This is a genomic window from Curvibacter sp. GW821-FHT09D12 (genome assembly GCF_059416245.1).
Map to the genome: position 1 here is coordinate 450884 of NZ_JBWKOU010000001.1, position 24358 is coordinate 475241.

Below are 24358 nucleotides of genomic sequence, written 5' to 3' on the forward strand. Positions count from 1 at the left end.
AATGTGACGACCAGGCCCCGGGCCTTCCCCGATGCGTGCGGGGGAGCACCTCGGTAAGCTCCGCGCAAGGAGATCTTATGAGCCTGCATGACAAGTTCTGGCCCAAGCGGCTGCCTCGCCAAATCACGCCTCCGGCCACGCCGCTTTGGGACAACGTGGCTGTGAACGCCCGCCGTTTTCCCGACAAGCCGGCGCTGGTCTTTCTGGGGCGTAGCACGTCCTACCGCGAACTGCTGGCGCAGGTCGAGCAACTGGCCGCCAAGCTGCATGCCCTGGGGGTGCGCAAGGGTGACCGGGTGCTTTTGAACATGCAGAACTGCCCCCAACTGGTGGTGGCTCATTTGGCCATCCTGCGGGCCAATGCGGTGGTGGTGCCGGTCAATCCCATGAACCGTGCCGAAGAACTCAAGCACTACATCACCGACCCCGACGCCGCCGTGGCCCTCACCACCGCCGATCTGGCGGCTGAATTGGCCAAGGCCAGCAACGAGCTGCCTGAAGCCCAGCGCCTCAAGCACCTGATCGTGACCCGGTTCACCGATGCGTTCGATCCGACGCAAGTAAATGGTGATGCCTTGCCCCCGGCCTGGGAGCCCTGGCTGCTGGCCGAGCGCCCGACCCCGCCGCTGGCAGGCGGGGCCGTGCACAGTTGGCAAGAGTCGCTGGCCGGGCAGGGCCCAGCCCCCGCGCCCGAAACCGGCGGTGCCGACATGGCCGTGTTGCCTTACACCAGTGGCACCACGGGTTTGCCCAAGGGCTGCATCCACATCCATTCGAGCCTGATGCACAACGCCGTGGCCAGCGCCGCCTGGGGCAGCGCCACCTCGGAGAACGTGGTGTTGGGGGTGGTGCCCATGTTCCACATCACCGGCATGGTGGCCGTGATGCACGCCACGCTCTATGTGGGGGGCACCCTGATCCTGATGCCTCGCTGGGACCGCGATCTGGCCGGGCGCCTGATCTCGCGCTACCGGGTCACCAACTGGACCAACATCCCCACCATGGTGATCGATCTGCTGGGCAGCCCGCATTTCGATCAGTACGACCTGTCCTCGCTGACCTACATCGGCGGTGGCGGGGCCGCCATGCCTCAGGCCGTGGCTCAGCGCCTGTTCGAGAACTATGGCCTGCGCTATGTCGAAGGCTATGGCCTGACCGAGACCTCGGCGCCCTCGCACACCAACCCGGTCGATGCACCCAAGCAGCAGTGTCTGGGCATTCCGTTTCTCAGCACCGAGGCCTATGTCATCGACCCCGACACGCTGCAGGAGTTGCCGCAGGGCGAAGCCGGCGAGATCATCATCCATGGGCCTGAGGTGTTCCAGGGCTACTGGAAACGGCCCGATGCCACGGCCGCAGCCTTCATCGAATTCAAGGGCAAGCGTTTCTTCCGCTCGGGGGACATGGGCCGGGTGGATGAAGACGGCTATTTCTTCATGACCGACCGGCTCAAACGCATGATCAATGCCTCGGGCTACAAGGTCTGGCCGGCCGAGGTTGAAGCCTTGATGTTTCGTCACCCAGGCATCCAGGAGGCCTGCATCATCGCCACCAAGGACGCCTACCGCGGGGAGTCGGTGAAGGCCGTGGTAGTACGCCGCGCCAGCCATCAAGAATTGACCGAGGCCGACATCATCGATTGGTGCCGCGAGAACATGGCCGTCTACAAAGTGCCCCGGGTGGTGCAGTTTGTGGACGCACTGCCCAAGAGCGGCAGCGGCAAGGTGATGTGGCGGCAACTGCAGGAGAGCGAAGCCGCCTGATCAGCATGATTCAAGGCAGACCAGGTGTGGGCCTGGTCACGGCCCTGCAGCACGGCACAGACCCGGCCGGGGGATCGAGTGATCGATTCGCCGGCCGGGTTTTTCGTTGTACGCACAAAACCGATAAATATCATATTTAATCAATATATTGTTTTAATGAGATCTTATTTTCATAAATATCAATTAAATTTAACATTGATCATATAATTTGCTTCAGACGGCTGTGAGCTGTCGCACTTGACGACCTGCCATCGTTGACCTTGGTCCGACCTTGGTTGTCGTCATGTCATCCGATGCTTTTTGTGCTTGTTGCTGGAGTTTCCCCATGAAGTTGTCCCACGTGTCCATCCGTCAGCGGTTCGTGGCCTTGCTGGCCTTGTTTCTGCTGGGCTTTCTGGTGACCGGCTTCTGGTCGCTGCGAACCCTGAGCTACCTCAAGGTCAACGGGCCGCTGTATGCGCACATCGTGCAGGGCAAAGACTTGGTGGCCGACATCCTGCCGCCGCCCGAATACGTGCTGGAGCCCTACCTGGTCTGCTTTCAGTTGGCCAGCACCACCGACCCGGCTCGCCAAGCCCGGCTGCTCGACCAGTGGAGTGCCCTGCGCAAAGCTTATGACGAGCGCCATGCCTACTGGGAGCGTGCCGGCCTGGGCCCTGAATTGACCGATCTGCTCCTGAAGCGAGCCCACGTGTCGGCACGGGTCTTTTTTGGAGCTGCCGAGCAGAGCCTGTTGCCGGCGGTGCGCCAGGCAGATGCTGCCGCGACCCAGCAAGCGCTGGAGCGCCTGAGCGGTCTGTACGACGTGCACCGTCAGGCCATCGACGCCACCGTGCTGGTCGCCAGCCGCCAGACCGAGCAGGATGAGGCGGCGGCTGCCCAGGAAATCGAACGCAACACGGCCCTGCTGATACTGATCTCGGTCGTGTCGGTGATGGCGAGCCTGGGTTTGGCGGTGTTGATCATCCGCAGCATCACGGTGCCTTTGATGGAGGCCGTCAAGGTATCCCACCGGGTGGCCGCTGGTGATCTGAGCCAACCCATCGAAGTGAACGGACGCGACGAGACCGCGCAACTGCAGGGCGCCCTGCGCAGCATGCAGGACAGCCTGGTTCGGACCGTCGGTCAGGTCAGGGGAAACGCCCGTCAGGTGGCCCAGGCGAGTGCCGAGATTGCCAGCGGCAACCATGATTTGAGCGATCGCACCGAACGCCAGGCCTCGGCCCTCCAAGAAACGGCGGGGGCCATGGCGGCGCTGGACGATGCGGTACGCCAGAACGCGGACCATGCGCGCCAGGCCAAACAACTGGCCCATGGGGCCCGTGAGGTGGCCGCCCGGGGGAGCGCGGTGGTGGGCGAGGTGGTCGACACCATGAAGACCATCAACGACAGCTCGCGCCAGATCTCAGACATCGTGGGCACGATTGACGGGATTGCGTTCCAGACCAACATCCTCGCGCTGAACGCGGCCGTTGAGGCGGCCCGAGCCGGCGAGCAGGGGCGTGGCTTCGCCGTGGTGGCGGGCGAGGTGCGACGCCTGGCTCAGCGAAGCGCGGAATCGGCGCGCGAGGTGCGCGCCTTGATTGGCGCCAGTGTCGAGCGGGTGGATCAAGGCAGCCGCCTGGTCGATGCGGCAAGGCGTGCGATGAACGATGTGGTGGTCGAGATCGAGCGGGTCAGCGAAGTGGTCGGCGCCATCAGCGACGCCAGTGCGGAGCAGAGCACCGGTGTGTCCGAGGTGGTGGCGGCCGTCGGGCAGATCGATCAGGTCACCCAGCAGAACGCGGCGCTGGTGGAGGAAAGCGCCGCGGCGGCCTCCAGTCTGCGCCAGCAGGCGCAGGAATTGCTGGATGGCGTGTCGCTGTTCCGCTTGCCGGACGGGCAGGATGATGTGCAGGCCTTGGGCGACGGCACAGACCTCTCCAGGCAAGCCAGATTGGCCTGGTCAAGCTGAGTTTCCCCGGGTTGAAAGGCGGGCCCGCTGCAACGGCGAGTCTGCTTGCCATCGTCTTTCGCGATGGCTGGCGAAGGCGCGCGGCAGCGCTTGTGATGTCACGAAGTCATGGGTCTGAGAAAGCGGCGGGTAGCGCGCAAATTGAGCGCAGTTTGTGTGCGTCAGGTGGACGCATCCGCTTGATGTTGATTCAGACAGGTTCGGCGCTCCGCGGGCCTGGTTCTTTGGCTTCGTCATTCGAGGGGGCAGGCGGCACTCCATTGGATTGGGCGTCTCGGCTAGTGGAAAACCTTAACATGTGAGTGGACATAATGTAAGGAAATGAATCCTGTCATTTCTGACATTTCTGTTCACCCCACTGAAGCTCATCCGCATGTCAGCCCTGATCCCCTCTGCAGCACCCCAAGCGTCCACACCCGCGTCTCGCGGCGATGGCCATGACACCGGCTTTTTTGCTTACCACGGTGCTTGGGCGCCGGGGGTGCGCTTGTTTCGCAAGTTGCGATTTGCCTCCAAGGCCCTGATCATCTCGCTGGCCTTTCTGTTGCCGCTGCTGGCTTTGCTGAGTTGGCAACTGGATGACCACGCCGAGAAGGCGATGGAGGCTCGCAAGACTGCCACCCGCCAGCACGTCGAGATCGCCTACGGCCTGCTGGAATGGGCCCATGAGCAGGAGACATCGGGCAAGCTGAGTTCAACCCAGGCACAGGACATGGCCAAGGAGGCCATCAGCCGCCTGCGTTACGACAAGCAGGAGTATTTCTGGATCAACGACCTGCAGCCACGGGTGGTGATGCACCCGTTCAAGCCTGAGCTCAATGGCCAGGACGTGTCGGGCCTCAAAGACCCCAATGGTCTGGCCTTGTTCAGTGCATTTGCCGACATGGCCAAACGCCATGGCGAGGGCTTTGTGGATTACCAGTGGCCCAAGCCCGGGCACGACAAGCCCGTGGACAAGGTCAGTTTCGTCAAGGGCTTTGCCCCTTGGGGCTGGGTGATCGGCTCAGGCATCTATGTCGATGACCTGCGGGCCGACGTGCAGCGCACGGTGATGTACAGCGTGGCCATCGTGCTGGCTGCGGTGCTGGTGGCGGGGTATCTGTTCCTGAGCTTTTACCGTGTGATGGACGGTGGTCTGAAGGAGACCCGCCGCCATCTGCGCGCCATGACCGATGGCGATCTCACCACCTCACCGTCCCCCTGGGGGCGTGACGAGGCGGCCCAGCTCATGCTCGAGTTGCGCAACATGCAGGCTTCGATGCGGGACATGGTGGCCTTGGTGCGGCAGTCGAGTGACCAGATTGTTCATTCGAGCAACGAGGTGGCCCTGGGGTCGATGGACCTGTCATCGCGCACCGAGCAGGCAGCGGCCAGCCTGGAAGAGTCTGCCGCCTCGATGGAGCAGATCTCGGCCACGGTGAAGGTGACTTATGCCAACACCGACGAGGCGACCCGCGTGGCCAATGCCAACGCCGAGTCGGCCATGGAAGGTGGCCAGGTGATGGGCGAGGTGGTGTCCACCATGGACCGCATCCGGGGCTCGTCGGCGCGCATCGCCGAGATCATCGGCACCATCGACGGCATTGCCTTCCAGACCAACATCCTGGCCCTGAATGCCGCCGTGGAGGCTGCGCGTGCCGGTGAACAGGGGCGTGGCTTTGCCGTGGTGGCTGGCGAGGTGCGCATGTTGGCTCAGCGCAGCGCCGAGGCGGCCCGCGAGATCAAGAGCCTGATCAGCACCAGCGTCGAGCAGGTCGAGCAGGGCACGGGCGTGGTCCACCGCGCGGGCAGCGCGATCCAGGGCATTGTCGATTCGGCACGCCGTGTGAACGTGTTGCTGGGCGAGATCTCGGTGGGTGCGCGTGAGCAGGCCCAGGGGGTGGGGCAGGTGGGCCAGGCCTTGCAGGAACTGGATCGCATGACCCAGCAGAACGCGGCCCTGGTCGAGCAGACCGCCGCTGCGGCCAGCGCAATGCGCGACCAGGCCACCCAGCTGGCAGGGCAGGTGTCCCGCTTCCGTCTGCCTGCCTGACGCTGAGCGGCGACGAGCGGTCGGGCCCGCCCCCTAAACTCTGGGCCCATGTCTTCCTCTCCTCCGGGCGCTGCCCGTTTCGCCCACCTGCCGGCTGATGGCTGGCGTGAGCGCCTTTTTCGCATCGTCTTCGAGGCCGATACCCGAGCCGGCCGGGTCTTTGACTACAGCCTGATTGTCACCATTTTGCTCAGCGTGGCCGTGGTGATGGCTGACAGTGTCGAGGCCTTGCGTGGCCGCTTTGGCCCGACATTCAATCTGCTGGAGTGGTTGTTCACCGCCATCTTCACGGCCGAGTACCTGTTGCGTCTTCTGTGCGTGCGTCATCCCTGGCGCTACGCCCTGAGCTTTTTCGGCCTGGTGGACTTGCTGGCTTTGCTGCCCACCTACCTGGCCTTGTTCGTGCCCGAGCTGCATTTGCTGATCGACGTCCGTGTGCTGCGTCTGTTGCGGGTGTTCCGGGTGTTCAAGCTGGCCGCCTACGTCAACGAGTACCAGATGCTGACCGAGGCCTTGGTGGCCACCCGGCGCAAGATCCTGATCTTCATGTCGGTGGTGCTGATGATCGTGCTGGTGGCCGGCACGGTGATGTACCTGGTGGAGGGGGCCGAGAACGGTTACTCCAGCATTCCCACCTCGATGTACTGGGCCATCACGACCATGACCACGGTCGGGTTTGGCGACATCACGCCCAAGACCGATCTGGGGCGTTTCATCGCCTCGGCCATGATGCTGCTCGGCTGGGGCACCCTGGCCGTGCCCACAGGGATCGTGACCAGCGAAATGGCGCAAAAGCGCCGTCAGGCCGCACCGCTGCCCAGCACCCGCAGCTGTCCGGAATGCCTCAGCGAAGGGCATCTCGCGGCGGCTCGGTATTGCTACCACTGCGGTGCCGCCTTGCCCTGACGCAGGCGTGCCATGGTGACATCTGTCACGGCCTGGCCGGGTTGTGTGGCGGTTTTGTCGTCGAAATGGGTTACAAATATCGTTTTCTGATGACAACTCGCTGCCCGATCGCAGCACGATACCCATGGCCCTGTTTTCTCTGCTTCCCTGGCTGGCCATCCCGGCTGCACATCGGTCTGCGCTGCCCGGGGTGGCGCCGTGATCGGTCGGTGGCTGTTGCAAGTCGGCCTGGGCTGCGGGGTCGGCGTGCTGGCCTGGGCCGGGCCATTGGGGGGTACCCCCGCTGCGGAGGGCGTTGTCGCTGGAGTTTATGGCCGCGTCAGCGAATGGGGCGAGCAGACACCCCCTGTGCTCAATGACCGACCCGTGCAGGTACGCAAGACACCCGGGCAAGCTGTCGAGCCGATCTATCTGAATGTGCCTCCGGCCGAAAGTCGCCACTGGGCCCAGCATTGCGCCCGTCACAGGGCCTGTGCGACGCCGGTGTATTTTGTCGATGCGCCGCGCTGGGCCCAGGTCCAGGCGGCTCGCACCGAGCCGACGGCGCCGGCGGCCGAGGCCACGGGTCCGAGCTCAGGCGCGGCTGAATAAGAAGAAGTCACGTTGCTTGAGTGGTGGTGTGGGCGCCGGCACGCGGTAAGCTCCAAGGCCATGACCACCCCCACTTTTCCTCCTCCGGCCGTTGAGGCCGATCAAGTGCTGCCCCAGCTTCGTGAACGCGGTTATGCGGTGTTGAACGCGGCCACCGTCAGCCAATGGGCCACCTGCGCACTGCCTGACCTGCAGGGGCTGCGGCCGGACTGGGACGGCTTGCCGCCGGACAATTTCCTCAAGGACGGGGGCCGTTATCGGCGGCGCCGCCATTCCTGCTTTGTGGTGCAGGGTGAGCATGTCGAGCAGGTGCCTCACCGATCCCATTGGCAACCGTTGGAGTACAACGCCTTGCATGGCGGCATGGAGCGCTGGTTTGAACCCATGTTGCCTGGCACCGTGGCCCAGCCCGTGTGGGCGCAACTGTTGTGTGCGGTGGCCGGTACCACGGCGGCCCTCAAGCGGCCGGCAGGTGCCCGCCCCGAGCCCTGGTTCATCGAGGCGCACCAGTTCCGCATTGACACCACCGACGGCATCGGCCGCCCCACCCCGGAGGGGGCCCACCGTGATGGCGTGGATCTGGTGGCTGTGTTCCTGATCGAACGCAGCGGCATCAAAGGCGGCGAAACCCGTGTGTTTGAAGCCGACGGCCCCAACGGGCAGCGCTTCACCTTGTCCGAGCCTTGGTCGCTCTTGCTGCTCGACGATGCGCGCGTGATCCACGAGTCCACCCCCATTCAGCCCTTGGCTGAGGGCGCCCACCGCGATACGCTGGTGTTGACCTGCCGCGCTGGCGGGTTCCAGGGATTGCCGGTTTGACACCGTTCTTTTTCCGATTTGATGCGTGTCAATGCGGCTGGCGAACATTCCGGCACACTTCCTGACATCAACCCACAAGGAGCTCTCCATGTTCAAGCACATCCTGATTCCGGTCGACGGTTCTGCCACGGCGACGCTGGCCGTGGACAAGGCGATTGGTCTGGCCAAGGCTTTTGCCAGCGATGTGACCGTCATCTACGTCATCGATCCTTATCCGTTCACCGGCGTCGGCGCTGATTTTGCCTATGGGCAATCGCAGTACCTGAGTGCTGCCACGGCTGAAGCCAATGCCGCGTTGGCCAGCGCGCGTGCTGCCTTCGAGGCCGCGTCTGTGCCGGTGAAGACGACCGTGGTTGAAGGCCATGCCATCCATCGTGGCATCCTGGACACGGCCCAGAGCCTGGGCACCGACCTGATCGTGATGGGCTCGCACGGCCGCCGCGGTATCGAGAAGCTGGTGCTCGGCAGCGTGGCCCAGAAGGTGCTGTCGGATGCCCACCTGCCGGTGCTGGTGGTGCGCGACTGAACACCGCCTGTCTGGCCCTTCGGGGCCTTTGAACCAGGGGCGGGAAATGGCTCTCATGGTTGTCCCTAGGTTGGGGCACCTGGGGGCTGTCTCCGTTGGTCAGGCTTGATAGCATGGTTGCACGATCTGCACTTTGCGCCCCAGGCCCATACCACCATGTCTTCCACCCCGGAAACGCTTCCCCTGGTTCGTACCATCGGCATCATGCAACCCTTGACCTGGCTGGCATTGGCCTGGCGCGACATGGCTCGCGCGGGCTGGATCAGCTTCGCCCATGGCCTGGCGATGACCGTCTTCGGCGGGCTCATCATCGCCGTCGCCGGCAACCGTTTCTGGTTGCTGGCCGGGGCACTGTCGGGTTTTCTGGTGGTGGCACCTGTGTTGGCCACCAGCCTGTATGCGCTGAGCCGGGCCCTGGAGCGCGGTGAACCGGCCTCGATGCAAGTCGTGTTCAAGACCTGGTTCAACTGGCAACACAGTCATTTCAGCAAGTGGACCCATCAATACTGGTGTCTGGTGCAGTTCGGCCTGTTGTTGGCCCTGGCCGCCACCACCTGGGTGCTGACCTCCGCGGCCCTGATCACCTTGCTGGCGCCTGAGCCGGTGCACACGCCGGTCGATTTCCTGCGGGTGGTGGTGGCCGACCCCGAGTCGGGGCTGTTCGAGCTGTGGTTGGCATTGGGCGGCTTTCTGGCAGCGCCCATCTTTGCTTCCAGCGTGGTGTCGATCCCCTTGCTGCTGGACCGCCGTATCACCCTGATGCAGGCGGTGCTCACGAGTTGGCGCACCGTGCTCTACAACCCGATTCCGATGGCTTTCTGGGCGGCCTTGATTGCCGGCTTCACGCTGCTGGGGGTCGGGTCTCTTTTGTTGGGCCTGATTGCGGTCATGCCCATGTTGGGGCACGCCAGCTGGCATGCTTACCGTGACCTGGTGGACGTTTCGACGCTGCCCTCCCGGGATGCAGCGTTGGCCCCCGTTTTTGTTCAGGTCAGACACTGATGTTTGGTTTTTCAGAAGAGCAGATCTCCACCTTCGGCCTCACGTTCGGGGTGGGGGGCTTCATGCTCTACATGTTGTTCATCATTGGCCACCTGGCCTGGGAGTCGAAGGCCGGCAAATTCGGCACCTTTGTGCTGTTTCTGGGGCTGGGCCTCGGCATGGTGGGTTTTGCCGCCAAGTTTGTGATCCAGTGGTACATGACCAAGTAGGCTGAGGCCCTAGCCACGGCCCAGCGCCTGAGTGCGTCCAGGTTTCAAAGCAATTCTTCAGGCACCAGCGGCCCGAGCAGCCAGGCCTTGAGCCGCAGTTTCAAAGAGGCATCGGGCTCGGTGTCCAGCACCATTTCACTGTCGTCCTGAAAGCCCAGCCATTGCAGACCGCGGCCATCCGGGGCCAGGCGCAGTCGGTAGGCGCTTTGAAGCCGGTCGATGTCGATGATGCGGATCAGCTCACGCGCCACCTCAGGGCTGTCGATCACGGCACCGAACTCGGTGTTGATGGTGGCTGAGCGGGGGTCCAGGTTCATCGAGCCGATGAAGGAGGTACGCCGGTCGATGACGAACAGCTTGGCATGCAGTCGCCCCAGGGATTTTCCGAACAGGAAGGGATGCTTGTTGTTGCTGACCTTCGAGGGGCTGAGCTCGTAGAGATCGACCCCCATCTTCAGCATGTCTTCCCGGTAACGGCTGTAGCCGACATGGACAGCAGGTTCGTCGGTCGAACTCAGCGAGTTGGTCAGCACCGTCACCTTGACGCCCTGGTCGCGCAGGGATTTCAAAAACGCCATGCCTTTCGGGCCAGGCACAAAGTAGGGCGACGAGGCGACCACTTCCTTCTTGGCCTTGGCCACGGCTTCCAGAACGTTGTAGGTGACACTGGTTTCCAGAAGCTCGCCACCGGCGACCCCGTCGAAGGGCTTGTCGGGATGGTCGGCAAAAACATAGGCCTGGCCCCAGTTCAGGCCCAGGCGGCCGGCATCCAGGTCATCGGCAATCGGCGCGTAACCCAGCACATCATTGGGTGGCAAGGGGGCCGGTGCCGCAGTGGTGGCTGGACCGGTGGCGGTCTCGAACTGTTGCCGCAGCGCCTCGGGGCTCAAGGGGCTGCTGGCAATGCTGGTCAGGGGGTAGACCGCCAGACTGTTCCAGTAACGGTCGAACAGCGCTTGCATGGCCGGCAGTACTGCCCCGGTCGTGAAGGCATCGACATCGACGAAATTGTCAGTGGCGCCTCTCAGGTAGTACTCATTGGCCACATTGCGTCCACCGATGATGGCCATCGCGCCGTCGGCGATGAACATCTTGTTGTGCATGCGGTGATCGAGCCGACTCCAGTCGCCGGTAGAAGCCAGGAAACGGGTGACTTGCCCTTTCCCTCGGGCACAACAGAAGGGATTGAAAAGCCTCACCTCGACGTTCGGGTAGGCCGTGAGCCCGAGAAACAAAGGGTCGTGTCCCCCGGTGTAGAGATCGTCGATCAGCAGGCGAACCCGCACGCCTCGTTGTGCCGCGTCCCGCAGGGCACGCAGAAAGTAGCGGCCGGTGGCGTCGGCCTCGATGTTGTAGTACTGCACATCAAGTGAAACCTCAGCGCGGCGAGCCAGTTGCAGCCGCGCATCAAGGGAGAAGGTGCCCAGCGGCATGAGTCGGAAGCCCGACTGATCGGGGGCCGGCTGGGATTCCTGTGCGATGCGGCCCAGCGTGCTGTGCGCCGAAGCCGGGATCGCTTCGCTGGCCAGCCGCACCCGGTCCACCGGTGGCAGGCGGGTGGCGCAGCCGGCGAGCGCCAGCAACATAAGCCCCAGGCCCCACAGCAGCAGCCTTGCCGGCCATCGCTCAGCCCCGTGGCGGCCCGCCAGACCCGAGAGCCTGGGTTGGGGGGCGGGGCATGAGCGTGACGCCGGAGCCGCTCCATGGTGGTCGCTATACTGATACGGATACAAAGCTGCCATCAGGTAACGCGATGAACGCATGGTCTAGGACGGTTGTCTTTTGCGGGATGAGCCTGTTGTGGGGCTCGGCCCAAGCCGCGCTCGACATTGGGGAGGCTGCGCCGGAGTTTACGGCAAAGGTGGCTCTGGCCGGCAATCTGCAGAGCTATTCTCTGCATGATGAATTGAGCCGGGGCCCGGTGGTGCTGTATTTCTTTCCGTCTGCATTTTCCGTGGGCTGCTCGATTGAAGCGCACCAATTTGCCGAGGCGCTGGACGACTACAAAGCCTTGGGTGCTTCGGTAGTGGGGGTGTCCCGCGACGACCTGGAGACCCAGAAGAAATTCTCGGTGCAGGAATGCCGGGGCAAGTTCCCGGTGGCTTCGGACGCCGATCAGTCGATCATGAAGGCCTATGACGCGGTGCTGCATTTCCGGCCCGACTATGCGAACCGGGTGTCCTATGTGATCGCCCCGAATGGCAAGATCATTTACCAGTACACCAGCCTGAACCCGATGAAGCACGTCAGCAACACGCTGACGGCTTTGCGCAACTGGGCCAAGACGGGCATGGTTCAGCAGCCCTGAGGCCCTGGCCTGCCGCTGGGGGCAGACGGCAGGCCAAGCGCCTCAGTTTGGCTCGATCAGAGTCGTTCGAAGATCGCGGCGATGCCCTGGCCGCCGCCGATGCACATGGTCACCAGCGCATAACGGCCCTGGATGCGCTGCAACTCGTACAGGGCTTTCACCGTGATCACGGCACCGGTGGCACCGATCGGGTGGCCCAGCGAAATGCCCGAGCCATTGGGGTTGACCTTGGCCGGATCCAGACCCAGGTCGCGGCTCACGGCGCAGGCCTGGGCAGCAAAGGCCTCATTGGCCTCGATCACATCCAGGTCGTTCACGGTGAGGCCAGCCTTCTTGAGCGCCAACTGGGTGGCCGGCACCGGGCCGATGCCCATGTACTTGGGGTCAACGCCGGCGTGGGCATAGGCCACCAGGCGGGCCAGGGGCTGCAGGCCGCGCGCCTTGGCGGTGCCGGCTTCCATCAGCACCACGGCGGCGGCAGCGTCATTGATGCCCGAGGCGTTGCCGGCCGTGACCGTGCCATTCTCCTTGACGAACACAGGCTTGAGCTTCTCCATGTCGGCCAGCGTGGCGCCGGCCCGGAAATGCTCGTCGGTGTCATAGGCCACCTCACCCTTGCGGCTTTTGAGCATCACCGGGGTGATCTGCTCCTTGAAATAGCCTGCCGCCGTGGCGCGTTCGGCGCGGTTGTGGCTTTCCACGGCCAGGGCATCCTGGTCGGCGCGGGTGATGCCCCACTTGGCGGCAATGTTCTCGGCCGTCACGCCCATGTGAATGGTGTGGAAGGGGTCGTGCAGGGCCCCCACCATCATGTCGATCATCTTGGTATCGCCCATGCGGGCCCCAAAGCGGGTGGCCAGGCTGACATAAGGGGCTCGGCTCATGTTCTCGGCGCCGCCCCCAATGGCGATGTCGGCGTCACCCAGCAAGATGGCCTGGCTGGCCGAGACAATGGCCTGCAAGCCAGAACCGCACAGGCGGTTCACGTTGAAGGCCGGCGTTCCTTCAGCGCAGCCGCCGTCGATCGCGGCCACGCGCGACAGGTACATATCGCGTGGCTCGGTGTTCACCACATGACCAAACACCACGTGGCCCACGTCGGCACCGTCGACCTGCGCACGTTTGAGCGACTCGCGCACCACCTGGGCGCCCAGGGCGGTGGGCGGGATGTCCTTCAGGCTTCCGCCAAAGGTACCAATGGCGGTGCGCACACCGCTGACAACGACGACTTCACGGGACATGTTGACTCCTCGGGTTGAAATTGAATTGAATTCTTAATTACGAATTCAGCCTGCTGATCTTAGCTGCTGCCGAAGGCCACCCGGCCTGGGTGCTGTCACGGGCGCGGCGCGGAGGGGCTTGGCTCGTCAAGGGATTGTTAAGTTGGTTACACTCGCACCCGTTTCAGGTGCCTGCCGTCGCTCTCGACGCGTGGGTTAAACGGGAAGCCGGTGACGTTGATGCAATCAACCATTCCGGCGCAGCCCCCGCTGCTGTAAGCCAGACGACGCCGGACGACGCCACTGTGCATGAACTTGCATGGGAAGGCCCGGGGAAGGATGAAGGCGAGCCAGAAGACCGGCCTGATCCACGCGTGGTGCCAGTCCTCGGGGTGAGGGAAGGGTTCTGTCGGACACCCTTCGGGGCCCTGGGCATGCTTTTGCCTGGGCGCCAGCGCGTGGGTGCCCGTGGGCTTTTCCGGTTCGTCTTGGCGCGGTGCCGCCTCTGCAGTCCCACCGGAGATGCTCTTGTTCTCATGTCTCGGCCCTGTTTTTGCAGGCCACGTTCAACCCGCCTGCCGCCCTTGGCGGTTCGGCCCCTTGCTGGGCTGCCTCGCCACCTTCCCAGTGCTGGCCCAGCCCGCCTTGCCACAACTGGCCGAGATCCGCGTGACGGCGGGCGAGGCTCTCGCGGCGGGGGAGTCCGACAGCGCCAGTGAGGGTTACGTCACGGCCACACGCCTGGCCCGGCGCCCTTTGCTTCGCCCGGCGGATCTGATGGAGTCGGTGCCTGGGCTGGTGGTCACCCAGCATTCGGGCGATGGCAAGGCCAACCAGTACTTTCTGCGGGGTTTCAATCTCGACCATGGCAGCGACTTTGCCACCCACCTCATGGGCATGCCGATCAACATGGTGTCGCACGCCCATGGCCAGGGCTACATGGACCTGAACTTCCTGATCCCTGAGCTGGTCAGCAGCCTGCAATACCGCAAGGGCGTGTACCACCTTGAAGACGCCGACTTTGCCGTGGCCGGCAGCGCCCGGATCGACCATGTGCGGCAGTTGCCTGCGCCCTTCATCGAGCTGGGTCTGGGGCCCAGGGGTTACCGGCGCAGCCTCGTGGCAGACAGCCGGGTGATCGATGACAAGCAGCTCCTGATGGCCCTGGAGCTGACGCACAACAATGGCCCCTGGCAGCAGCCCGAGCGCCTGGGCAAGCAGAACGCGGTGCTCAAGCTCTCGTCTGGCACCGTGGCGCGCGGTTATTCGATCAGCGCTCTGCTGTACCAGGCCGACTGGCAGGCCACCGAGCATGTGCCCGAGCGGGCCATCGTGTCGGGCGAAATCGGGCGTTACGGCGTGCTGTCCCCCGGCGACGGCGGGCGCACCCACCGCTACAGCCTGTCGGCCGAATGGGCCGACAGCGGCGCTGCCAGCGCCAGCCGGGCGCAAGCCTATGTGGTCGACTACGGACTGAATCTGTTTTCGGCGCCTTCAGGCTTTGTGAACGGTCTTTCGGGCGACCAGCATGAACAGGCCGACCAGCGTGTTTTGTGGGGCGGCGGGTGGCAGCACAGCTGGTTTCTGGGCGAGGGTGTCGGGTCCACCGAGCTGACGCTGGGTGGCCTGCTGCGGCAGGACCGGATCAGCAACGTGGGCCTGTTCAGCACGGTGAACCGCCAGCGCACCGAGGTGATTCGGCAGGACCGCATCACCGAGACCGCTGTCGGCCTGTCGCTCGAGGCCCGTACCAGCTGGCAGAGCTGGCTGCGCACCAGCCTGGGCCTGCGCCAGGACCACCTGCAGGCCCGGGTCACACCGCTGGCGGGGGCCTTCAATGCCGACAATGGCGGCAACGTGTCGGCACGCCAGCTCAGCCCCCGTCTGGGTCTGGTGCTGGGGCCGTTCCCGGCTTTGGGCGGCACCGAATTCTTTGTCAATGCAGGTCAGGGCTTTCACAGCAACGACGCTCGTGGGGCCACCACCCGCACCAGCCCGCAGGATGGCAGCGGCGCCAGCCCGGTGCCGTTGCTGGTCAAGGCCCGCGGCCATGAAATCGGCCTGCGCACCCAGCCCCTGCCGGGTTGGCAGACCCGCCTCAGCCTCTGGCAGATGCAACTGGCCTCTGAGTTGGTGTTTGTCGGTGACGAGGGCGTCACCGAGCCCCGGGGCGCCTCACGGCGGTGGGGGCTGGAGTGGGCCCAGGACGTGCAACTGGCGCCCGGTCTGGCGTGGGATGGCAACCTGGCCTGGTCACGGGCGCGCTTTGTGCAGGCGGTCAATGGCGGCAGCCACGTGCCCAACGCCGTGCCGCTGACGGCTTCGATGGGCCTGAGCTGGGATCCCGGCGGGCCTTGGTTCGGTGGGCTGCGCCTGCGTTACCTGGGGGCCTATGACCTGGAGGAGACCGGGCAGCAGCAGTCGCGCGGGTACTGGCTGGGCAGCCTGAAGCTGGGCTACCGCTTCCAGGCCGGGTCAAACCGATGGCAGGCCAGCCTGGATGTGCTCAACCTGTTTGACCGGCGTGCCAACGACATCGAGTACTGGGGCGGCGCCTGCACCCAGCGCGAGGCCCTGGGCGGCACAGGCGGCTGCGGCAGCGGCTCGGTCATCGAGGGCCGGCTGATCCATCCCCTGGAGCCGCGCACCCTGCGCGTGGGCCTGCGGCTCAGCTTCTGAGCCGGGCGTTCAGGCGTCGCGCACGTCGGCCACAGGCTGACTGCCGAAGTCGGGCCGTTGCAGGTAGGCCAGCAGGCGGGCGGCGGCCTCCTGGGGCGACGTCAGCTGGCCCTTGTCCTTGAGCGCGGCAAAGTTGCCCTGATCAGGGAAGGCCTCGGCCGGCGCGCTGCGCAGTTGCACCTGCATGTCGGTATCGATCACGCCCGGCGCGAGTGAGCAGACCCGGGCCCCGTTGGGCTTCAGGGCCTCGTCCAGTGCCAGGCAGCGTGTGAAATGGTCCATGCCGGCCTTGGCGGCACAGTAGGGGGCTTGCGAGGCCATGGCCCGCCGACCCAGGCCCGAGGAGATGTTCAGCACCTGGCGTGGCAGCGCCCAGTCGGCGGTGCCATTCAAAAAGGCCGCACACAGCAGCATGGGCGCTTCCAACCCGATGCGCAGTGCCGCCGCCACCAGCGCCGGGTCGCTGTCGGAGAGCGGTGCGATCGGCGGGATCACCCCCGCATTGTTGATCAGCACGGCTCGCTGGTAAGCGGCCGCGTCCTGGGTGCGCAGCCACAGGCCCAGTTCGTGGGCGGCGCCTGTGCTGTCGGCCAGGTCGACCGACCAGCTCAGCAAATGGGCCCCCCGGGCCTCGGCCAGGGCCGGCAGGTCGGGGTGGGGGTTGCGCTGCAGGGTCAGCAAGGTGTTGCCCGCTTGCAGCAGTTGCTCAGCCAAGGCCAAGCCCATGCCGCGCGAGGCGCCGGTGAGGATGTACAAGGAGGTGGTCATGACGCCATGCTAGCGCGATGCGACTGAAGGTGTTGACAGGGTTGTTCCGGCCCAACACCTTCGCCTTGGCGAACGGCTCAGAGTTCCACGTCCAGTGCGGAACCCACCTGGTAGAAATGTCCCCCTGCCACGTAATGCAGGCTGCGCAGCTCGTCCGGGGCGTCGTCGAAATGCCAGTGCCCGTCGCGGAACACGCGCTCATCGGCCCAGGCGGCCAGCACCTCGGCCAGGAACAGGTCGTGCGGGCCGGCCACGGCGGTGCTGGTGGGCAGCACGCGGCATTCGAGCCAGCCGATGCAGCCCTGCACCAGCCCGGCCTGCACCCGGCTGGCCGGGTCCAACTGGATGCTGCTGCGGGCCAGTTTGTCGGGTTGCTCGTGACCGCTTTCACGCCCCAGGCGCAGGGTGGCCTGGGCCATGGCGGTCGGCGGGATGTTGAGCACGAACTCGCCCGAGGCGTCGACCAGCTCGCGCGTCAGCGTGGCCTTGTCGATCACCACCGCCACCTTGGGTGGCTCGAAGTCCAAAGGCATGGACCAGGCCGCGGCCATCACATTGTGGCGCCCGGCGTGCGCGCTGGACACCAGCACGGTGGGCCCATGGTTGAGCAGGCGGGTGGCTTTGGCGAGGTCGACGGCAAGGCGTGTCATGGGGTCGGGCTCAGAAGGGAACCGGGCTTTCAATGAACAGGGGCGCACCGCTGTCCGGGTGGGGCAGCCGGATCTGGGTGGCGTGCAGCAGCAATCGCGGCGCGCGGGGGGTGGCGATCGGGCCGCCGTAGAGGCGGTCGCCCAGAATGGGGTGGCCGAGCGCCTGCAGGTGCACACGCAACTGATGTGACCGTCCGGTGAACGGTTCCAGCAGCACGCGCGAACTGTTGTCCACCTCGTCGACGGCCAGCAGATGCCAATGGGTCTGGCTGGGTCGGCCCGTGGCCGCGTCGACGATGTGCAGCGGCCGGTTGACCCAGTCCAGCGCGATGGGCAGGTCGATCAGGCCCCAGTCATCGTCGGGGGCCTGCAGGCAGCCTTGCACCACGGCCACATAGCGCTTGTCGACCTCACGCTGCTCGAAGCTGCGGTTGATGCGGCGCTGGGCTTCGGCACCACGGGCCATCACGATGATGCCGGAGGTGTCCAGGTCCAGCCGGTGCACCACACGGGCCTCGGGGAACAGGGCTTGCACGCGAGCGGACAGGCAGTCCTGTTTGTCCTCCCCCTTGCCGGGCACCGAGTGCATGCCCGCTGGCTTGTCGAAGGCCAGCACGCTGGCGTCCTCATACAGGCAGGTGATGGGCCCGGCCGGGGTGTTCAGCTCCCGGGCTGGCTGAGTGTTGCCGCTACCCAGTTCAAGGCTCGATGGGGCGACCACGGCGGGAGGCTCGGGCCGGGCGGCTGCCGCCAGGGCGGCCCGCTCTTTGCGGGCGGCGCGGCCGGTCAGGGCAGGCCGGGGTTCAGGCGCTGGGGCGCCCTGGGATGGCGCGGCGGGGAGGGGGGCTTGCAGGCTGCCGTCGGCAGCGCGGACATGAAAGGTCGGCATGGAGATTCAGAGGGGCTTTGCAGGCCAGGCGGCTTCAGCTCAGCAGGCGCTGCACTGTCGCGCACAGTTCTTCGACATCGTTGGGTTTGTGGATCAGGGCCCTGGCGCCTTCGGCCAGCGCGCTGCGCTCGATCTCCGCCGTCACGTAGCCCGAGGCCAGCGCCACGGGCAGATCGGCGCGGATGCCACGCACCTCACGCAGCAGGTCGACGCCTGAGTAGCCTGGCATGTTGTAGTCGGTCACCAGCAGGTCGCAGGCCTGAGGGTCGGCACGCAGCGCGGCTGCGGCCTCCTGGGGGTCGGTGTAGGTGGTGACGTGGTAGCCGCGGCGGCGCAGCAGGCGCTCCACCAGAAACACCAGGGCCGTGTCGTCATCGACATAGATGACGCGCTGGCCCCGGCCTTCAGAGGCTGGGGGCGCGGTCTTCGCGGCAGCGGTCTGGCCGGGGGCCGGCGCCGCGGCTGGCGGTGTCGGTTCGCTCGCGGTCGGGTGCGTCTCGTGGAACGGATTGATGGCCTGGGCCCCACGCAGCGCAGGAAAGTACAGCGAGAAGGTGCTGCCCTGGCCGGGTTTGCTTTGCACGTCGACCGCGCCGTCGTGGGTGCGCATCACCCCGTGCACCACGGCCAGGCCCAGGCCGGTGCCTTGTCCCACGGGCTTGGTGGTGAAAAAGGGCTCGAAGATGCGCTGCAGGGTGGCGGCGTCCATGCCCTGGCCGCTGTCGTGCACGCTCAGGCACAGGTAGGGGCCTGGGGTCAGGCGCAGGCGCTCGCGCAAGCGGGCCTCCGGCATCAGCGGGGCCAGCCGGATGGTCACCCGGCCCGGCCCCGGTTCCATGGCGTGGATGGCGTTGGTGCACAGGTTCAGCAGGGCCTGCTCAACCTGGGTGGCGTCAGCCAGCACGCGCGGGGTGTGCGGTGCCAGGTCCAGGTTCAGGGTGATGCCGGGCGGCAAGGTGACATGCAGCAGGCGTTCGGTCTCGTGGACGACCTCTTCCAGCGCCAGGGGGCTGCGCCGCGGTGCCTCGTTGCGGCTGAAGGTCAGGATCTGGCGCACCAGTTCGCGGGCGCGCCGGCCGGCCTTGTCGATCTCGTTGAGGCTGATCAGGGCCGGCGATTCAGTGGCCAGGTCGCCCCGGGCCAATTCGACATTGCCCAGAATGGCCCCCAGGATGTTGTTGAAGTCGTGCGCAATGCCACCGGCCATGGTGCCCACCGCCTGCATCTTCTGGGATTCGCGCAGTTGCACCTCCAGCTCGGCCCGGTGGGCCTCGGCCCGTTTGCGGGCCGTCAGGTCGCGTGCAAACACGGTGATGGTCTCGCCCTCGGCATGCCGCTCGACCGAGACGCTGACTTCGACCGACAGCTCCTTGCCGCCGGCCGTGCGTGCCGTGAGGTCGCCCAGCAGGGCCTGGCTGGCGGTCTGGGTGAAGGCCAGGGCCTCGCTGGCGTTGGGCAGAAAGCGCTCCAGCGGGCTGCCCAGCGCGTCACTGGCGGGGCACTGGAACAGGGCCGCCGCCGTGGGGTTGAACACGGTGATGCGCTGGTCCTTGTCCACGCACACGATGGCATCCAGCGCCGAGTTGATGATGGCTTCCAGGCGCCGTTCGCTGGCGTGCAGTTGTTCGTTGCGCTCCTGCAGGGCCGCGGCGCTTTCCTGCAACGCGCGGCGTTCCGCCAACAAGGGGCCCTGGTCGATCACCGCGCAGATGTACTGCACCAGGGGGGGCGCGCCATCCTGGTGGGTTTCGAGCCGGCGCACATGCAGGTCGCCAGTCAACTGGCCACTGTCACCGATGGCAAACACCACTTCGGTGGCCTCGGCCTGGCCTTCGCTCTGGGCCAGAGCCAGGGCCTGCTGAACCTTGCCGACATGGGCCTCGCTCACAAAAGGCATCAGTGACACCAGTGGACGATCGGCTTCGGTGGGCTGGAAGCGGCGGTGCGCCATCGAGTTGGCCTGGGCCACGATGTCGTGCTCGTCAATCACCATCAGCGGCAGCGGCACACTCGAAAACAGGGTCTCGAAGCGCTCTGAGGCACTCTCAGCATTGGCCTGGCTGTAGCGCAGGATCTCGTTCTGGCTTTGCAGCTCGGCCACAAGCTGGCGCAGCACCTCGGCACCGTCGGTCGGCAAAGGGCGTGCCGGATCGGCCATATCCTGGGAGTAAAAGGCGGGTGATGTCATGGGCGGTCGAAACTGAGGCCCAAGTGTAATGACTGACGGCTGACACTGTGGCGTGCTAAGCCGGTTGCTGACACGCTGAGGCAATAGGATCAGCGCGGCTCCGAACAACAAGCAGCCATGCCATATGGGACGGCCATGCGCTTGGGGATCAAGGCACGGTTCCCGCTGGTGGCCTGTTGATTTTGAAACACCGGTCTTGTTTGCCTATCCTCTCGAAAATTGGCCTTGACAAAGGGTGTCCATGCGACCGTCCGTTGCGCTTGAGTTGAAACGATGCGAAGTGCGGGAAACCGCAGGCCGCTATCGTGTGGAAAACCCACGCGTCTTCGGCTCGGTACTGCATGGCAGCGATCAGGACGGCAGCGACATTGACATCCTGGTCGATGCCTTGCCGAGTATCACATTGCTGGATTTGGGCGATTTGCAGGAGGAGCTGAAATCACTGCTTGGTGTGTCCGTCGATTTGCTGACACCCGGCGATCTGCCCTCCAAGTTTCGTGACCATGTCCTGGGAGAGGCGCAGCCGGTATGAACCGGAATCGCCTTCCTGAGTATTTGGAGCATATCGAACTGGCCGCCACCGATGCCTGCAGCTTTGGGGGGGGGCATGGGGCGAGACGATTTTCAGGCTGACAAGCGCACCCAAATGGCGGTCATCATGTGTTTGATCGTCATCGGCGAGGCGGCCACCAACGTCATGGATTCGTACCCCACGTTTGCTCAAAAGCACCCTGGTGTGCCATGGCGCAGCATGCGCAATATGCGCAACCGCATGGCGCACGGCTACTTTGAAATCAACCTGGATGTCGTCTGGGAGACCGTGCAGGCATGGTTGCCAGCCTTGCTTGGGCAACTGCCCTCGGTGCGCCAGGATGCCGGGGGCTGAAGAGGCGCTCGGCCCGGCACCTTAGGCTTCAGCAAGCGATGCCCTGCAGGGACAGGGCGCATCGCTTACTGAGCGTACTCACTCACCGGCACGCAGCTGCAGAACAGGTTGCGGTCGCCCCACACGTTGTCGACCCGGCCCACGGGCGACCAGTACTTGGTCTGGCGCAGGCTGGCCACCGGGTAGGCGGCCACCTCGCGCGAGTAGGGGTGGGCCCAGTCGGCGCCCATCAGGCTGGCGGCGGTGTGGGGGGCGTTCTTCAGCGGGTTGTCGTCTTGCGGCCAGGTGCCGGCTTCGACCTGGCGAATCTCTTCGCGGATGGCGATCATGGCGTCGATGAAGCGGTCCAACTCGTCGCGGGTTTCGCTCTCGGTGGGCTCGACCATCAGGGTACCGGGCACGGGGAAGCTCAGCGTCGGTGCGTGGAAGCCGTAGTCGATCAGGCGCTTGGCCACGTCTTCGGCAGCCACACCGGTGGCGTCTTTCAGGGGGCGCAGGTCCAGGATGCACTCGTGCGCCACATGGCCGTTCTCGCTGGCGTACAGCGTGGGGTAGTGGTCTTTCAGGCGGGCGCTGATGTAGTTGGCCGACAGGATCGCGGCCTCGGTGGCCGCCTGCAGCCCTTCGGCGCCCATCATGCGGCAGTACATCCAGCTGATGGGCAACACGGCGGCATTGCCCAGCGGCGCTGCGCTGATGGCGCCCACGCCATTGACTGGCAGGCCTGCGGTGGCATGGCCGGGCAGGAAGGGCACCAGGTCTTCAACCACGCACACCGGGCCGACACCGGGCCCGCCGCCGCCGTGCGGGATGCAGAAGGTCTTGTGCAGGTTCAGGTGGCTCACGTCGCCGCCGAATTCGCCCGGCGCCGCCACGCCGACCAGGGCGTTCATGTTGGCGCCGTCCACATAGACGCGACCACCGTGTTGATGCACCAGGGCGCACAGCTCTTTGACGCTGGTCTCGAACACGCCGTGGGTGCTGGGGTAGGTGATCATCACCGCGGCCAGACGCTCGCTGTACTGCTCGCATTTGGCGCGCAGGTCGGTCAGATCGACGTTGCCGTTGGCATCACAGGCCGTGACCACCACCTGCAGGCCCACCATCTGGGCGCTGGCCGGGTTGGTGCCGTGGGCCGAGGAGGGGATCAGGCAGATGTTGCGGTGGCTTTCGCCTCGCGAGGCGTGCCAGGCCTTGATGACCAGCAGGCCGGCGTATTCGCCCTGGCTGCCGGCATTGGGCTGCAGGCTGATGCCGGCATAGCCGGTGGCCTGGCAAAGCCACTGGCGCAGTTGCTCGTCCAGTTCTTTGTAGCCCTGCAGTTGGTCGGCAGGCGCGAAAGGGTGCAGATTGGCGAACTCGGGCCAGGTGATGGGGATCATCTCGCTGGTGGCGTTGAGCTTCATGGTGCAACTGCCCAGCGGGATCATGCTGCGGTCCAGGGCCAGGTCCTTGTCGGCCAGGCGGCGCAGGTAGCGCAGCATGCTGGTTTCGCTGTGGTGGCTGTTGAACACCGGGTGCGTCAGGTAGCGGCTGCTGCGGCGCAGTTCGGCCGGGATCAACGGTTCGATGCCTTTCTCGAACGCGGCCATGGCGGGCAGTGCCTGGCCATCAGCGGCAAAGAAGCGCCACAGGTCTTCGATGTGTTCGCGGGTGGTGGTCTCGTCGAGCGAGGCGCTGAGTGTGCCGCCCTCTGACAGGCGCAGGTTCACACCCGCGGCCAGGGCCTTGGCCAGGATGGCCTGGGCTTGTGCGCCGGCAGCAACACTCACGGTGTCGAAGGCACCGCTTTGCTGGATCGAGTGACCCAGCTGCTGCAGGCCGGCGGCCAGCACCGCCGTGTAGGCCGCGATGCGGCTGGCGATGCGCTTGAGGCCGGCGGGGCCGTGGTAGACGGCGTACATGCTGGCCACCACCGCGGGCAGCACCTGCGCGGTGCAGATGTTGGAGGTGGCTTTCTCACGGCGGATGTGCTGCTCGCGGGTCTGCAGGGCCAGGCGGTAGGCTGGTTGGCCGTGGCTGTCGACGCTGACGCCCACCAAGCGGCCGGGCATGGAGCGTTTGAACTCATCGCGGCAGGCCATGAAGGCAGCGTGCGGGCCGCCCGCGCCCATGGGCATGCCGAAGCGCTGGGTGCTGCCGATCACGATGTCGGCGTTCCATTCGCCGGGCGGCGTGAGCACGGTCAGCGCCAGCAGGTCGGCCGCCACGATGAAGGCGGCCTGCTTGGCGTGCACTGCAGCCACGTCGGCACTGAAGTCGCGCAGTTCACCGAAGGTGCCGGGGTATTGGGCCACGGCGGCAAAGTAGTCGCGCTCAGTCAGGGCGGTGGCCCATTCTGCAGCGCTGCGGGCCACGATGACTTCGAAGCCCAGCGGTGCGGCACGGGTCTGGATCACTTCGATGCTTTGCGGGTGGCAGTCGCCGGCCACCACGATGGCGTTGGCTTTGGATTTGACCGAGCGCTTGGCCAGGGTCATGGCCTCGGCGGCAGCCGTGGCTTCGTCCAGCATCGAGGCATTGGCCATGGGCATGGCGGTCAGGTCGCACACCAGGGTCTGGAAGTTGACCAGCGCCTCCATGCGGCCTTGCGAGATTTCGGCCTGGTACGGCGTGTAGGCGGTGTACCAGGCGGGGTTTTCCAGAATGTTGCGCAGGATCACGCCAGGGGTGTGGGTGCCGTAATAGCCCTGGCCGATGTGGCTGCGCAGGATTCTGTTCTTGGATGCCATCGCCTTCAACTCGGCCAGGGCGCCTGCTTCCGTCACGGGGGCGGGCAGGTCCATGGCCGTGCCGCGCGCAATGCTGCGCGGCACGATGCCTTCGATGAGGGCCCGGCGCGAGGCGGCGCCCACGGTGCTCAGCATGTGGGCTTCGTCTTCGGGGCCGATGCCGATGTGGCGGGCCCGGAATTCGGCCGGGTTCTCAAGTTCAGCGAGGGGAAGGGAGGATTGCATCAGCATGGGAA

General features: G+C 65.4%; 20 protein-coding genes and 1 riboswitch. Of the genes, 12 read left to right on the top strand and 8 right to left on the bottom strand.

Annotated features, from left to right (window positions below; genetic code table 11):
- The first annotated feature begins 77 nt into the window (after positions 1-77).
- The 4 genes from AC07PT_RS02110 to AC07PT_RS02125 all read left to right on the top strand — a co-directional run bounded on the left by AC07PT_RS02110 (position 78) and on the right by AC07PT_RS02125 (position 6655).
- Complete coding sequence (locus tag AC07PT_RS02110) at positions 78-1763, top strand: long-chain fatty acid--CoA ligase (RefSeq protein WP_494655614.1); 1686 nt, start codon at positions 78-80, stop codon at positions 1761-1763.
- A gap of 325 nt (positions 1764-2088) precedes the next feature.
- Positions 2089-3717, top strand: a complete 1629-nt coding sequence (locus AC07PT_RS02115) for a methyl-accepting chemotaxis protein (RefSeq protein WP_494655615.1) — start codon at positions 2089-2091, stop codon at positions 3715-3717.
- Between the two features lie 373 nt (positions 3718-4090).
- On the top strand, positions 4091-5749 hold the full coding sequence (locus AC07PT_RS02120; RefSeq protein WP_494655616.1) for a methyl-accepting chemotaxis protein: 1659 nt from the start codon (positions 4091-4093) through the stop codon (positions 5747-5749).
- A 48-nt stretch (positions 5750-5797) separates the two neighbouring features.
- Complete coding sequence (locus AC07PT_RS02125) at positions 5798-6655, top strand: ion transporter (RefSeq protein ID WP_494655617.1); 858 nt, start codon at positions 5798-5800, stop codon at positions 6653-6655.
- Between the two features lie 461 nt (positions 6656-7116).
- Here the strand turns inward: AC07PT_RS02125 and AC07PT_RS02130 are convergent, their stop codons facing one another.
- Positions 7117-7257: a hypothetical protein gene (locus AC07PT_RS02130; RefSeq protein WP_494655618.1), complete on the bottom strand. Its 141-nt coding sequence runs from the start codon at positions 7255-7257 to the stop codon at positions 7117-7119.
- 49 nt (positions 7258-7306) lie between these two features.
- On the opposite strand from AC07PT_RS02130, the gene AC07PT_RS02135 reads away from it, so the two are divergent.
- The 4 genes from AC07PT_RS02135 (at position 7307) to AC07PT_RS02150 (ending at position 9802) form a co-directional block, all read left to right on the top strand.
- Positions 7307-8065 (top strand): 2OG-Fe dioxygenase family protein, encoded by a 759-nt coding sequence (locus tag AC07PT_RS02135; RefSeq protein ID WP_494655619.1) that lies wholly within the window; start codon positions 7307-7309, stop codon positions 8063-8065.
- Positions 8066-8153: 88 nt separating this feature from the next.
- Positions 8154-8591, top strand: coding sequence for a universal stress protein (locus tag AC07PT_RS02140; RefSeq protein ID WP_492345285.1), 438 nt, complete (start codon positions 8154-8156; stop codon positions 8589-8591).
- A 156-nt stretch (positions 8592-8747) separates the two neighbouring features.
- Positions 8748-9593, top strand: a complete 846-nt coding sequence (locus tag AC07PT_RS02145) for a DUF2189 domain-containing protein (RefSeq protein WP_492345286.1) — start codon at positions 8748-8750, stop codon at positions 9591-9593.
- Positions 9590-9802: a DUF2788 domain-containing protein gene (locus AC07PT_RS02150; protein ID WP_492345594.1), complete on the top strand. Its 213-nt coding sequence runs from the start codon at positions 9590-9592 to the stop codon at positions 9800-9802. The genes AC07PT_RS02145 and AC07PT_RS02150 overlap by 4 nt, the downstream gene beginning before the upstream one ends.
- A 44-nt stretch (positions 9803-9846) precedes the next feature.
- Here AC07PT_RS02150 and AC07PT_RS02155 read toward each other — a convergent pair whose 3' ends face one another.
- A complete protein-coding gene (locus AC07PT_RS02155) occupies positions 9847-11388 on the bottom strand; it encodes a phospholipase D family protein (RefSeq protein WP_494655620.1) in 1542 nt (513 codons plus the stop codon).
- A gap of 203 nt (positions 11389-11591) precedes the next feature.
- Between AC07PT_RS02155 and AC07PT_RS02160 the strand changes: the two genes are divergently transcribed.
- Positions 11592-12110: a peroxiredoxin gene (locus AC07PT_RS02160; RefSeq protein ID WP_494655685.1), complete on the top strand. Its 519-nt coding sequence runs from the start codon at positions 11592-11594 to the stop codon at positions 12108-12110.
- Between the two features lie 56 nt (positions 12111-12166).
- Here AC07PT_RS02160 and bktB read toward each other — a convergent pair whose 3' ends face one another.
- Positions 12167-13351, bottom strand: a complete 1185-nt coding sequence (gene bktB / locus AC07PT_RS02165) for a beta-ketothiolase BktB (RefSeq protein ID WP_492345287.1) — start codon at positions 13349-13351, stop codon at positions 12167-12169.
- A gap of 148 nt (positions 13352-13499) precedes the next feature.
- Positions 13500-13711: riboswitch (cobalamin riboswitch) on the top strand.
- 219 nt (positions 13712-13930) lie between these two features.
- Here bktB and AC07PT_RS02170 point away from each other — a divergent pair.
- A complete protein-coding gene (locus AC07PT_RS02170) occupies positions 13931-16009 on the top strand; it encodes a TonB-dependent receptor (protein WP_494655621.1) in 2079 nt (692 codons plus the stop codon).
- 9 nt (positions 16010-16018) lie between these two features.
- On the opposite strand, the gene AC07PT_RS02175 is transcribed toward AC07PT_RS02170, so the two are convergent.
- The 4 genes from AC07PT_RS02175 to AC07PT_RS02190 all read right to left on the bottom strand — a co-directional run bounded on the left by AC07PT_RS02175 (position 16019) and on the right by AC07PT_RS02190 (position 20504).
- Positions 16019-16777 carry an SDR family NAD(P)-dependent oxidoreductase gene (locus AC07PT_RS02175; RefSeq protein WP_492345289.1) on the bottom strand — a complete coding sequence of 253 codons (759 nt, stop codon included), beginning with the start codon at positions 16775-16777 and terminating at the stop codon, positions 16019-16021.
- 77 nt (positions 16778-16854) lie between these two features.
- On the bottom strand, positions 16855-17427 hold the full coding sequence (locus AC07PT_RS02180) for a flavin reductase family protein (protein ID WP_494655622.1): 573 nt from the start codon (positions 17425-17427) through the stop codon (positions 16855-16857).
- 10 nt (positions 17428-17437) lie between these two features.
- Positions 17438-18316: an RluA family pseudouridine synthase gene (locus tag AC07PT_RS02185; protein ID WP_494655623.1), complete on the bottom strand. Its 879-nt coding sequence runs from the start codon at positions 18314-18316 to the stop codon at positions 17438-17440.
- Positions 18317-18350: 34 nt separating this feature from the next.
- Entirely contained in the window at positions 18351-20504 is a 2154-nt protein-coding gene (locus AC07PT_RS02190; protein ID WP_494655624.1) for a PAS domain-containing hybrid sensor histidine kinase/response regulator, read from the bottom strand.
- Between the two features lie 241 nt (positions 20505-20745).
- On the opposite strand from AC07PT_RS02190, the gene AC07PT_RS02195 reads away from it, so the two are divergent.
- Positions 20746-21036, top strand: a complete 291-nt coding sequence (locus tag AC07PT_RS02195) for a nucleotidyltransferase family protein (RefSeq protein WP_494655625.1) — start codon at positions 20746-20748, stop codon at positions 21034-21036.
- 126 nt (positions 21037-21162) lie between these two features.
- On the top strand, positions 21163-21390 hold the full coding sequence (locus AC07PT_RS02200) for a HepT-like ribonuclease domain-containing protein (protein ID WP_494655626.1): 228 nt from the start codon (positions 21163-21165) through the stop codon (positions 21388-21390).
- A gap of 65 nt (positions 21391-21455) precedes the next feature.
- On the opposite strand, the gene gcvP is transcribed toward AC07PT_RS02200, so the two are convergent.
- The gene (gene gcvP, locus AC07PT_RS02205; protein WP_494655627.1) at positions 21456-24353 is read right to left on the bottom strand and encodes an aminomethyl-transferring glycine dehydrogenase; all 2898 of its coding nucleotides are present in this window, start codon (positions 24351-24353) and stop codon (positions 21456-21458) included.
- Positions 24354-24358: the final 5 nt, after the last annotated feature.